Here is a 12,452-nt window from a genome sequence, read left to right as displayed (position 1 = left end):
TTTATCGGCGGATTTACGTACAATACTAAGTTGTTATAAAACGCAACGTCAGAGCGGGTCATTAGCTCAGTTGGTAGAGCAGTTGACTTTTAATCAATTGGTCGATGGTTCAAATCCATCATGACCCACCATTCTTTATTCCTCGTGAATACGGTTTGGCATCAATCGGCGGATTTACGTAAGCTTTAACTTAGTAATAAGTTAGCATCTGGAATGGGTTATTAGCTCAGTTGGTAGAGCAGTTGACTTTTAATCAATTGGTCGATGGTTCAAATCCATCATAACCCACCATTCTTTATTCCTTGTGAATAATGACTGGTTCCAATCGGCGGATTTACGCAAAGTAGTAAGTTGCATTTAAACGTAACAATAGAGCGGGTCATTAGCTCAGTTGGTAGAGCAGTTGACTTTTAATCAATTGGTCGATGGTTCAAATCCATCATGACCCACCATTCTTTATTCCTTGTGAATACGGTTTGGCATCAATCGGCGGATTTACGTAAGCTTTATTCATAATTGAATAAGTGCATAGAACGGGTTATTAGCTCAGTTGGTAGAGCAGTTGACTTTTAATCAATTGGTCGATGGTTCAAATCCATCATAACCCACCATTCTATGAAAAGTTATATAAGAGCGGGTCATTAGCTCAGTTGGTAGAGCAGTTGACTTTTAATCAATTGGTCGATGGTTCAAATCCATCATGACCCACCATTCTTTATTCCTTATGAATAGTGTTTGGCATCAATCGGCGGATATACGTAAGCTTCATTCATAATTGAATAAGCGCATAGATTGGGTTATTAGCTCAGTTGGTAGAGCAGTTGACTTTTAATCAATTGGTCGATGGTTCAAATCCATCATAACCCACCATTCTATGACAGTTTAATCGGCGGATTTACGCAAGCTTTTTACAAAGCAGATTTATATTAGAGCGGGTCATTAGCTCAGTTGGTAGAGCAGTTGACTTTTAATCAATTGGTCGATGGTTCAAATCCATCATGACCCACCACTCTCTAATACTTTCCTTTATATTCTTTTTTAATTTCCCACTTTATTTTTTATAAACAGCCTTACTAGTTTGCTGTTATTTGCTTTCATATTCTCGTATAATTCGCCCTAATTAATGCACTGTAGATAAGTGGTCGAGAACATGAGTCTAGCTCAAACTATTATGCCTGAAGGTTATATTTTTCCCCCTAAGCCAGCACCGTTAACACAAGACGAGCAAGGCGAATATAAAGCGCGTATAAAACAATTACTAAAAGATAAAAATGCAGTACTTGTTGCCCATTATTATACCGATCCTGAAATTCAAGCACTTGCTGAAGAAACCGGCGGCTGCGTTGCCGACTCGCTAGAAATGGCGCGTTTTGGCGCACGTCACGATGCAGATATGATTATTGTTGCGGGCGTAAAATTTATGGGCGAAACAGCCAAAATTTTAACGCCAAATAAAACGGTTGTTATGCCAACGCTTGAAGCAACATGTTCGTTAGATATTGGTTGCCCGATAGACGAGTTCTCTGCGTTTTGCGATCAGCACCCTGATCGTAAAGTAGTTGTATATGCAAACACCTCTACGGCTGTTAAAGCACGTGCAGATTGGATTGTAACTTCATCCTGTGCACTTGAAATAGTAGAGCACCTCGATGAGCAAGGCGAAAAAATCATTTGGGGCCCAGATAAGCACCTTGGTAGTTATATTCAAAAAAATACCGGTGCTGATATGCTTATGTGGAATGGCGCATGTATTGTACATGACGAGTTTAAAACAAAAGCACTTAAAGACATGAAAGCGCTACACCCAGATGCAGGCGTTTTAGTTCATCCTGAGTCACCAGCAGAAATAGTTGCTCTTGCCGATTCGGTTGGATCTACGAGCCAATTAATCAAAGCAGCGCAAACAATGGACAATAAAAAGTTTATTGTAGCAACTGATCGCGGCATCTTTTATAAAATGCAGCAACTATGTCCAGATAAAGAGTTTTTTGCGGCTCCTACGGCAGGTGAGGGCGCTTCATGTAAAAGTTGCGCACATTGCCCTTGGATGGCAATGAATGGCTTAAAAGCGATTGAAGAAGCCCTCATAAGTCCTAAAGGCAAAGAAGTATTCGTTGATATGGATTTACGCGAAGGCGCTCTTAAATCCTTAAATCGCATGCTTGAGTTTACTGCGAGCATGGCTAAGTAACTTTTAAAGTATAAATTAAAAACGGTTAAGTCTTAGATTTAGCCGTTTTTTTGTGCCTATAGGTAAGTGTTGCTTGATTAGTAAGCATTTAAAGGCCCAAATTTAAAAATGCCTTGCACCTTAAGGGTCTATTTCATACTATAGCGCGCTGTTGCATTACACAATTGCAGCACCGTGGAGGGATGGCTGAGTGGCTGAAGGCGCACGCCTGGAAAGTGTGTTTAGGTTTATCCCTAACGAGGGTTCGAATCCCTCTCCCTCCACCATTATTCTTAGAGCCCAGTTATTAATATCGAAAGGTAACAATAACTGGGTTTTTTAATGCCCTCAGAATGACTAATTATTTACTAAGCAAAGTATCGATAACATGCCGACAAGTTCATGTTTTTCGATTGGTTTTGAAACGTAACCATCAAATAACTGCCTGTATATTTCTTTTTGTTCTGTAAAAACATTAGCAGTTAATGCAATAACAATTTGTTCGCTATTAAGCGCTTTAATTTTTTTACATGCCTGAAGACCATCCATTTTTGGCATTTGAATGTCCATAAAAATAATGTCTGGTTTGTGTAACTCGTATAATGAAATCGCTTCTAAACCATTGTTGGCAATAATAATGGTGGCTTTAGTTGGTTCAAGCATCGCAGCTGCAACAAGCTGATTTATTTTATTATCTTCAGCTAATAAAATAATTTTTCCAGATAGGTCAGGAAGCTCAATATTTTTGGTTGTTAATGTGCTGTCATCCACCTGCGCTTGTTTTAATGGTAAGTACACATAAAACTGACTCCCTGAACCTAACTGGCTTGTTACTTTAATTTCGCCATTCATCAGGCCTATTAATGATTTAGTGATGGGTAAGCCAAGGCCCGTACCACCATATTCACGCGTGGTTGATTGCTCAGCTTGTTCAAAGCGCTCAAACAATCGATTAATTGCTTGCTCAGAAATTCCAATCCCCGTGTCTGATATACAACAACATATTTTGTTTGCGTCGGTTAGCCTAAACGTTACTGTAACGCCACCTTTAGATGTAAACTTAATCGCGTTAGATATTAAGTTTAAAAATACCTGTCTGAGTCTAACTGGGTCGCCCACCCAATGCTTGTGCTCAATATCAATCACAAATTTAAGGTAAATGTTTTTATCTGTTGCTTGCACACCTAAGTCTGACTCTAAGTGATGAATAAGTTCAAAAAAGTCAAAAGGCTTATGCTCTAATGAGAGCTTGCCAGCCTCAATTTTAGAAAAATCAAGAATATCGTTAATAATGGTGGTGAGTGCTCGAGTTGAATACAGTGATTTTTTTAAATACTCTTTTGATTTTTCATTAAGCGGTTGTTCTTGTAATAGTTGTAATGTGCCAAGTATACCGTTCATCGGGGTTCGTATTTCGTGGCTCATATTTGCTAAAAATTCAGACTTTGCTTGCGATGCTTGCTCAGCAAGTTCTTTTGAGTGACCAAGGGCTTGCTCGTGGTCAATTTGTTCTGTTAAATCGTAAGCAATACCTAAGTAGCCAACGGTGTCTCCTTCGTTATTTAACAACGAAGTGACACTTAAATTAACTTGTATTTTTTCGCCTGTAGAAGAAATGTATGTCCATTGATTAATATCTGGCTCTGTTGCTGTTGCTTTTAGGATAAATACTTCAAAACCAGGGGGTACAGGTTTATTTAATTCAGCACTAAGTAGTTTAGCTTTTTTTATAATTTCTTCTTTTAAATGAAATATGCCAGGGTTTTTAATGCCAATAACATCTTGCGCTTTGTAGCCTAATAACTTTTCAGAGGCGGGATTAAATAGAGTTATTAAGCCGTTTGTGTCGGTCGCAATAATTGAATAACTAGCACTGTTTAAAATACTTTGTTGGAGCATGTTCATATCGGCTATTTCTTGAGTACGTTGTTTAACTTCGCTTTCTAGTTTTAAATTTGCTTGCTGCAATGCGAGTTTATTTTTTTTAGCCTGAAGTGTTTTTCTCTTAATTCTTTGGTTTCTTCTAAAAATAAACAATTGAATTAAAAAAACTACAAACATACAGCCAATAGTGGCGAAAGAGCCATTAACATGGCTTGATACCGACTAGGAAGATGAAGGTTATAAATAAAGGCGTCTGAGGCATCAATGGTAATTTTCCACGTTCTACCCATTAATTTTATAATTTTAGTTAATTGATAATCGTTAGTTTTGCTTTTTATGCCATAACTAAAAAAATCAGTCTCAGTATTGTTATTGATATCACTTATCGTTAGTTGATTTTCGTCAAAGTGTGAAAGTGAGTCTAAAATTTTATCAATTAACAACGGCGAATATGCCCAACCTAAAAGCTCATTAAGGCGCTGTTTTTTATTATCAGAAATAGTAATGGTTTTATATATTGGCACTAATATTAAAAAGCCTTGTTGCGAGAGTTTATTCGCTTGTACTAAAGTCAGTGGCGCCGTTAATTGGGTTGTATTATTTATGGCAGCATTCAGTGCTGCCTGTTTGCGCATGCTCTCAGATCCAATATCTAATCCAATTGCTTGTAAGTTTTTTTGCTCAGGAAAAATATATTGAATTATAAAATGCTCATCACTAGTCGCTACGAGTGTATTCAAATTAAATGTCTGATCGGGTCTATCGTTTTTTGCATCATTCAAAAATTTATTTAATTGCTCAATGCCAACTTTTTTTATATAGCATACCATTAGCTCCAGGAAATTCTTTAGCGTAGTTACGGCTCCCAGAGTAGTTAGTTATGGCTTGATAGTTTAAGTTATTTGCACCTATCCCATGTACAAAGCCCTTTAAACCAAATAGCCCATATTGATACAAATCGAGCCTACTGTTAATACCTGTAGAAAGCGAGGATAGGCGGTTATCAAGCGCATTGTTTATTTTATTTTTTATGGCTTCTTGGTGTTTAATATGAGCAAAGTAGGTAAGTATAATGCCCGCAACTAATAAAATGACGTGAGGAAGCAGTGAGATTAATAACCCTTTATTAACCGGTCGTGCTTGAATCATTAATTAATCCTTTTTCATGAGTCGCAGTAAGTGTGTTTCTATTTTAATAACGTGATAAATATAGCACCTATTATTCAAGACACAACTTTGTTATTAATTGGAATGTATATATTTTATAGAGGTTTAGAGTAGGGGGAGTCTAAAAAGTTGATTGTAAGCCTCAAGATAAAATTAAAATACATATAAATATAATAATTTATAAATTCTGCATCACTTTATAGATACCAACAAAAGTAGTAGCAAAAGGCGCTGGTTTTTGTGCTTATTGATTTTTAGAAGAAATCAGCTGCTCATAACTTTACTTAGGTAAGTTTAAATCAAGTAAAATTAAATTAAATTAATATTATGATGTTTTTTTAAATAAAATTAGCGACTTAGATACGAGTGAGTAAGAGGTAATCTTTACCAGTTTTTACAATTCATCCGTAATAAAACAAACTCTTAATATTTTATAATATAAAAATTAAAACATTATAAATTTATATTGTTCTATATTTACTAGCATGAAAGAAATGTAATTACTTGAAATGTAATTACCTTATGACATGTTTGCCGTGTAGGTCAAAAGCATACATATTCCTATGTGCTGCACAGTAAAAACTTAAAAAAACAAGGTAACGGAGATAACTATGGCTCACCGAGTATCTAAATTACTTGCGGCAACAGGCGCAGTATTAACATGTATTTCTATTCCTTCGTATGCTGCTGTTAATGGGCTGACAGAACAAGATGAATTTAATATAAAACTTAGATCAATTTATTTTGACCGTGACTACGGTAACGACGCAAGTGACGATTCAACTTTTGCTCAAGGTATAGAGCTCAATTACACATCGGGTTATATAAATGATTTATTGAGTGTGGTTGTATCGACTTACACCGTAATGAATATTAACTCTACAGGTTCAGCCGCAGGTAATATTTTACCAGCAGGTAATGAGAGTGGCGGAGTAGACGATAGCTTTTCTAAATTTGGTCAATATTTTTTAGATTTTAAATTGGGCAACAACGGTCACGTTAAAGTAGGTGGGCAAAAAACCAAAAGTATGCTTTTAAAAAGCTCAGGCAGCCGTGCTATTCCTAATACTTTTAGAGGCGTTTTTGGCGATTACAAAATTGGCAACACTAAATTATATGGTTACGTATACGACAAATGGAGCCGTCGACATGATGAAAGATGGGAAGACTTTTCTACCGATCAATCGGCACCTGGCGCCATTAGCGTAATTTGGGGCGTAGGTGCTACGCATAAAAAAGACGACATAACATTAGAGGCTGAATATTTAAATTCCCACAATTAGCTAAGTAAAATGGGATTAAAAATTAGTTACGGCATTAAACTTAAGCAAAGTAAGTTAACCCTTTCAACTGGCATATTTACCTCACAAGATGATGGTGATTTATTTGTAACAGGCGCAGAGGGCGGCGATTTAGATGATGAAGATGCACCTGGTGCATTAACAGGTTTAACTAAAAGTGAAAACGATGGATTTGCCTATTACTTAGATGCTGATTGGAAAAAAGATATTTGGAGTGTAGGTGCGGCATTTACTAAGGTAAGTGATGCTTGGATTGAAGATAACTTTAGTGGCGGTCATGGTACAAACCCATTTCCAACTCGCTCATTGATTGGTGCCGATTTAACAAATCAAAACGAGGCAACGTGGCAGGCACGTTTTGGCATTGATTTAAAAGCAGTATCGCCAGGTTTAACAACAAAGTTTTACTACACAAGCGGTAGCGATGCTGAAAACTCTGCGCTGGGTAAGTTAGCTGGCACAGCTGATGAAAAATATTGGGCTGTAGATACGCGCTATAAAGTTGAGAAAATAAAAGGCTTAAGTTTGCGCTGGTTATTTGTAGATTATACAACCGAAAAATCAGGCAGCGTTGATGGTGTTAAAGGCGACAGAGCCGACCACCGAGTTTATGTAGATTACACTATTAAATTTTAAAATAACGTTTAATAAGCCAATGCAAATTTATACATTGGTTTTATTTCCTTTATTAATTACCACTATGATAAAACTAACAAATAGATAATAAAAATAAAGCTAATATATGTTTTCTCTTCAACAGTGGCAATCGCAGGGCCAATTCACTCATATTTCTGGCCATCAAATATTTACAAAAATAGCTGGTGATATAACTAAGCCTGCGCTGCTTTTAATACATGGCTTTCCAAGTGCTAGCTGGGATTGGGAAGGTATGTGGCAAACGCTTAGTGAACATTATTTTGTAATTACGCTCGATATGCTAGGTTTTGGTTTGTCAGATAAACCAATAAACGCTACTTATAAAATTACCGAACAATCCAACTTATATACCCAATTTTTAAAAACGTTAAATATTAATGATGTACATATTTTAGCTCATGACTATGGCGATACTGTGGCTCAAGAGTTATTAGCAAGGCAAGTGGTTAGCCAAAGTGACTTTAAAATAAACAGCGTGTGTTTTTTAAATGGTGGGTTATTTCCTGAGGTGCATAAACCATTATTTATACAAAAGCTTTTACTTTCAAAGCTAGGTTGGATAGTGCCAAAATTAATGAATAAACAAAAATTTGCCAATAATTTAGTGACTATTTTTAGTAAAAGTACACCGCCTTCAAAACAAGTGGTAGACACACTTTGGGAGTTGCTAATTTATAAAGATGGTTTAGCCGTTATGCCTAAACTCATTAGTTATATAAAGCAGAGGCAGCAAAACCGAGAACGTTGGGTTGGTGCCATCATAAATAGCAATATACCACTTACGTTTATAGCAGGCGCAGAAGATCCCATCTCTGGTAAGCACATGATTGAACATTATAAAAAGCTTATTCCGAATGCGCGCGTACAAGAGTTTGTAGAGCTTGAGCATTATCCGCAAGTAGAAAATCCAGATGCTATTACGCAGGCTTATTTGGATTTTAGAAATTGCCAATAAAAACGCGGCACTAAATTAAGTGCCGCGTTTATAAATTAATAACTCTGAGCATTTAGGCTTTGAACCTTAATATTTTTTCTTTGGTGCTTTTAATTGCTTTTCAAACTCGTCTGAAAACAATATCGTGCCGTCGTCTTCCTCTGTAGGGAAGGCTGCAATAAGTAAGTCATCTTCTTCAAGGCCTGGTGTCCAGCGACTAAACCAGTCAGCAAGTGGAATTGCTTTAGCGCTGCAGCCAGCCCATTCGCCAGTTGCCCATGCTTCTGCAAATTCGCGAGTTGGCCAAACTGGCACACAGTCGTCATCTTCGTTGGCAAGCATAACGCAGCCATCATCATCGTTTAAAATCCATACTTGTTTAAATTGTTGTACGGTTTCGAACATATAGGCTAGGCGTTTTTTTGCCCCAAGCCCTAAAATTACTGCTTGTTCTTCGCTTAAATTTGGCGTTGTCATAATTAGCTCACTCTTAATTACTATATCTAAATTATATGCACACAAGTATATCGAGTTATATGACAGAGTGTTGAAAAGTTGCTATTTAATTTCAGCAATGCGGATCTAATTTGTATATTGAGCAGTATAAGTCACAACTAATTTGAGCGATCATTCAAAATAAGCTTGAATGTTTGTAAAAAGGCCACATTGTAGTAAGCATATACTTAATGAAGGATTGAAAAATGACTACTGATTTACTTGCTCCGTTTAAACTAAATAATACGATTGAGCTTAAAAACCGCGTACTTATGGCGCCATTAACGCGTTGTATGGCTGACGATAACTTAGTGCCAACACAAGATATGGTTGAATATTATGCTCGCCGTGCCGAAACCGGTTTAATTATTAGCGAAGGAACTATTATTCGTCCAGACGCGCAAGGTTACCCAAATACACCAGGTTTATTTACCAGTGAGCAAATTCAAGGTTGGAAAAAAGTAACAGACGCAGTGCACGCTAATGGCGGCAAAATGTTTGCACAGCTTTGGCATGTTGGCCGTGTTGCACATCCTCACTTTTTTGATGGCGATGTACTGGCACCATCAGCAATTGGCGTTGAAGGCTCTGTACCTCGTATGCGTGAGCTTACATATATCACACCAAAAGCAGCGACTATAGATGACATTAAGGGCTTAGTAGCTGATTACGCAAAAGCGGCAGAAAATGCGATTGAAGCGGGTTTTGACGGGGTAGAAATTCACGGTGCTAACGGGTATTTGATTGACCAGTTTTTACATTACGCTGCAAATACACGCAGCGACGAATACGGTCAAACGCCTGAAAATATGTCGCGTTTTGCACTAGAAGTAACCGATGCAGTTATCGCTGCTGTAGGTAATGAGCGTACTGCTTTACGTGTTACACCGGGTGCTTATTTTAATATGAGCGAAGATAACCGTGATAAAACGGTATTTGATTACTTATTACCAGAGCTTGAGAAGAGAGATTTAGCATATTTACACGGCGGTATTTTTGACGACAGTACAACGTTTGATTCGCTTGAAGGTAAAACGACGTCTGAATTTTTACGTGCAGGCTACAAAGGTACATTAGTAGGCGTAGGCAGCTATATTTTTGAGTCAGCAAAAGAGGCAATTAACGATGCTAAGTTTGATTTAATTGCTATTGGTCGCCCACTTATCGCAAACCCAGATTACATTAGCAAAATTGCAAACGGTGAAGAGTTAGTACCTTACAGCGATGAAATGCTAGCTGAATTGAAGTAACAGCTAAATATTATATTTAGTTATTAAGGCACCCAAAGTTAAACCTTTGAGTGTCTTTTTTTGTACATATTCCCGCCATAAATCTTCCATATTTGTTTAACCTTTATGTAAATAAAGTTCATCCTCGTTGTCATATTTAAAATTCATACTGTGCTCGTTTTCATATTTCATAATTAAAACTAAACGGGACAACAATGTACGCTTTAAAAAACAAATCGCTATTGAGCATGGCTATTGCCATGGCGGTATCAACATCTACTTATGCTAACGACAACACCATAGAAGAAGTAACCGTTGTAGCTAAACCAACGAGCTACGCTAACAATGTTATTGAGCCTGCAATGCTTGAGCAGCAAAGTTCGGTATCGAGCATATTATCGGTTATTGATAACTTACCAGGGATTAGCATAAACGAAGGTGATGCATTTGGTGGCGACGATTGGTCTACTACAATCACTATGCGTGGTTTTAGTATTGATGGAAACCAACAACAATTAGGTATGACCGTTGATGGCATTCCCAATGGTGGCTCTAATTACGGCGGTGGTGCTAAAGCTAATCGTTACTTGGAGAGTGAAAATTTAGCAACGGTAGAAGTAGGTCAAGGTACGTCTGATATTAAGTCGGCTTCACTTGAAGCACTAGGCGGGACATTTAACTTTGTAAGTAAAGACCCAAGCCTTGAAAAAGGCACTACCTTTGCTTATACCTCAGGCAGTCACGATGCCACGCGTTATTATATTAAACACGAAACAGGCACTGTTTTTAATAACACACAAGCGTACGTAAGTTACTCGCAAACCGATACAAGCCGCTGGATTGGTTCAGGCAGTAATGGGGGCAAAGACAACCAACACGCAGAGCTTAAGTTTGTATCTAATTTTGACGATTTAACACTTACTGGTCGTTTATCTTACGATGATGTAAGCGAGACAAACTATAACAGCGTAAGCCTTGAGCAGTTTGAACAAACACCCGATTGGGATCAGCTAACATGGAATTGGACAGGAGTTCCGCATTTTGACCAAATGTTTGCAGAAGGTTGGGGAACGCTTCGTGAAAATACCTTAGGCTATTTAAAATTTGAATACGCTATTTCGCCAACTTCATTATTAACTGTTAGCCCTTATTATCATAAAAATTCAGGTCGCGGCGATTGGATCCCACCTTATTTAACAACGCCGGTTGATGAAAATGGCAACCCAACAACCGAGGGTGGCACTAATGCAGGCTCTTATGGTTTTGCTGATAGTGAAGGCAACCCGCTTGCACCCAATGCCGATTGTACGCAAAGTTTGAGCTGGCCATGGGAGTCGGGTCCTGGTTTAAATCCTGCGTGTTACGATGCAACAGCAACGCCTGTTATGTCTTACCGCCACACGCATTACAACAAAGATCGTTTAGGTGTAACGGCAAATTACCAAGCTACATTTGGTGATCACGATATCGAAGCGGGCTTTTGGTATGAGCAAAGCGAACGTGATGAGTCGCGTGATTGGCACAAAGTAATTGATGCGCGTATTTATCATCACTTTGATAGCACGCCTTACTGGACACAATACAAAAACACTTTTGATACCGATACATTCAAATGGTACCTACAAGACTCGATTAATTTTGGTGATTTAACGTTAAATATTGGTGTAAAACAGTATTTAGTTGAACTACAAAAGTACGACCACTTTGCTAACGAAAGATCAGATAAAGTAGATAGCGACTCAGACGTGTTATTTAGCGGTGGCGTATTGTATCAGCTAAATAACAACACAGAATTATTTGCCAGCTACAGCGAAAATTTTGCAGCAATAAAAGACGGTGTGCTTGAGCGAGATAGCTCAACACTTACAAACATAGAGCCAGAAACTGCCGACAACATCGACTTTGGTGTACGTTACCAAGCCGACAGATTAACCCTTACAGCAACGGCTTACAGTGTTAAGTTTGATAACCGCATTACCTTTATTGCCCCTGGTAGTGGCACAGATGGGATTGATTACACCATTGGTACAAATGGCTCGTACGTAAATGTAGGGGGTATTGACTCAAATGGGCTTGAGCTTGCAGCAAGCTATATGTTAACACCAAGCTGGAGCGTGTACTCGTCATATACTAATAGCAGTTCTGAGTATTCATCCGATGATCCAAATGCATACGATTCACAGGGTGTAATATTAAGAGATGAAAGTGGTAATGAGGTAGCACCGAGCTTTAGAAAAGGCGACAGCATAATAGATTCATCAGAAGATTTATTTGTGGTATCTACCGATTACTTTAGCGATGGCTTTCGTGTTGGTTTATCGGCTAAATACACCGGTGAGCGCTTAGGTGCATGGCAAGACGAAGATACTCGCACGCGTAATAAAGTAGACGGCTACACCGTACTTGATTTTAATGCAGGTTATTCAACTGACGTAGATGCAGGTCCGTTTAAAGCCATTGACGTATCGTTTGTTGTTTATAACGTTACTGACAAAAGCTACTTAGCAGGTGGTACTGGTAACGGCGCTACTTACTACATTGGTGCGCCTCGCACCGCAGCAGTTACATTTACCGCTGACTTTTAATTAAGTTTTAGTAATTGAATTAAAATAAAG

General features: G+C 38.0%; 8 protein-coding genes, 8 tRNA genes and 1 pseudogene. 13 read left to right on the top strand and 4 right to left on the bottom strand.

From position 1 onward, the window contains the following. The first annotated feature begins 55 nt into the window (after positions 1–55). The 9 genes from ABX891_RS11400 (at position 56) to ABX891_RS11360 (ending at position 2,457) form a co-directional block, all read left to right on the top strand. Positions 56–131, top strand: a tRNA-Lys gene (locus ABX891_RS11400). Between the two features lie 84 nt (positions 132–215). After that, positions 216–291, top strand: a tRNA-Lys gene (locus ABX891_RS11395). An 85-nt stretch (positions 292–376) separates the two neighbouring features. Next, positions 377–452 (top strand) — tRNA-Lys (locus ABX891_RS11390). 83 nt (positions 453–535) lie between these two features. Beyond that, a tRNA-Lys gene (locus ABX891_RS11385) sits at positions 536–611 on the top strand. Positions 612–635: 24 nt separating this feature from the next. Further along, positions 636–711, top strand: a tRNA-Lys gene (locus tag ABX891_RS11380). Between the two features lie 83 nt (positions 712–794). Further along, positions 795–870, top strand: a tRNA-Lys gene (locus ABX891_RS11375). A gap of 63 nt (positions 871–933) precedes the next feature. Continuing rightward, positions 934–1,009 (top strand) — tRNA-Lys (locus ABX891_RS11370). 141 nt (positions 1,010–1,150) lie between these two features. Further along, positions 1,151–2,191: a quinolinate synthase NadA gene (gene nadA, locus ABX891_RS11365; RefSeq protein ID WP_002962419.1), complete on the top strand. Its 1,041-nt coding sequence runs from the start codon at positions 1,151–1,153 to the stop codon at positions 2,189–2,191. A gap of 176 nt (positions 2,192–2,367) precedes the next feature. Beyond that, positions 2,368–2,457: transfer RNA gene (locus ABX891_RS11360), tRNA-Ser, on the top strand. A gap of 70 nt (positions 2,458–2,527) precedes the next feature. Here ABX891_RS11360 and ABX891_RS11355 read toward each other — a convergent pair. The 3 genes from ABX891_RS11355 to ABX891_RS11345 are packed head-to-tail and all read right to left on the bottom strand — an operon-like array spanning position 2,528 to position 5,203. Continuing rightward, complete coding sequence (locus tag ABX891_RS11355; protein ID WP_354629526.1) at positions 2,528–4,231, bottom strand: PAS domain-containing hybrid sensor histidine kinase/response regulator; 1,704 nt, start codon at positions 4,229–4,231, stop codon at positions 2,528–2,530. Then, positions 4,222–4,836 carry a CHASE domain-containing protein gene (locus ABX891_RS11350; RefSeq protein WP_354629525.1) on the bottom strand — a complete coding sequence of 205 codons (615 nt, stop codon included), beginning with the start codon at positions 4,834–4,836 and terminating at the stop codon, positions 4,222–4,224. Before ABX891_RS11350 ends, ABX891_RS11355 begins: the two co-directional genes overlap by 10 nt. Positions 4,837–4,852: 16 nt before the next feature. After that, positions 4,853–5,203 (bottom strand): hypothetical protein, encoded by a 351-nt coding sequence (locus ABX891_RS11345; protein WP_354629524.1) that lies wholly within the window; start codon positions 5,201–5,203, stop codon positions 4,853–4,855. Positions 5,204–5,832: 629 nt separating this feature from the next. Between ABX891_RS11345 and ABX891_RS11340 the strand changes: the two are divergent. Both ABX891_RS11340 and ABX891_RS11335 read left to right on the top strand, forming a co-directional pair. Further along, positions 5,833–7,158, top strand: a pseudogene (locus ABX891_RS11340) (OprD family outer membrane porin). Positions 7,159–7,264: 106 nt separating this feature from the next. Then, positions 7,265–8,134 (top strand): alpha/beta fold hydrolase, encoded by an 870-nt coding sequence (locus ABX891_RS11335; RefSeq protein WP_354629523.1) that lies wholly within the window; start codon positions 7,265–7,267, stop codon positions 8,132–8,134. Between the two features lie 66 nt (positions 8,135–8,200). Here ABX891_RS11335 and ABX891_RS11330 read toward each other — a convergent pair whose 3' ends face one another. Beyond that, positions 8,201–8,590 (bottom strand): DUF2750 domain-containing protein, encoded by a 390-nt coding sequence (locus ABX891_RS11330; protein ID WP_002962412.1) that lies wholly within the window; start codon positions 8,588–8,590, stop codon positions 8,201–8,203. Between the two features lie 224 nt (positions 8,591–8,814). On the opposite strand from ABX891_RS11330, the gene ABX891_RS11325 reads away from it, so the two are divergent. Further along, entirely contained in the window at positions 8,815–9,858 is a 1,044-nt protein-coding gene (locus ABX891_RS11325) for an alkene reductase (RefSeq protein ID WP_354629522.1), read from the top strand. A 194-nt stretch (positions 9,859–10,052) separates the two neighbouring features. Next, complete coding sequence (locus ABX891_RS11320; protein ID WP_354629521.1) at positions 10,053–12,422, top strand: TonB-dependent receptor domain-containing protein; 2,370 nt, start codon at positions 10,053–10,055, stop codon at positions 12,420–12,422. Positions 12,423–12,452: the final 30 nt, after the last annotated feature.

Origin of the sequence: Pseudoalteromonas sp. NCIMB 1079, assembly GCF_040567695.1 — a bacterium.
Taxonomy (GTDB): Bacteria; Pseudomonadota; Gammaproteobacteria; order Enterobacterales; family Alteromonadaceae; genus Pseudoalteromonas; species Pseudoalteromonas distincta.
The sequence above is the reverse complement of the archived record's forward strand: the minus strand, read 5'-3'. Positions and strand labels throughout refer to the sequence as shown.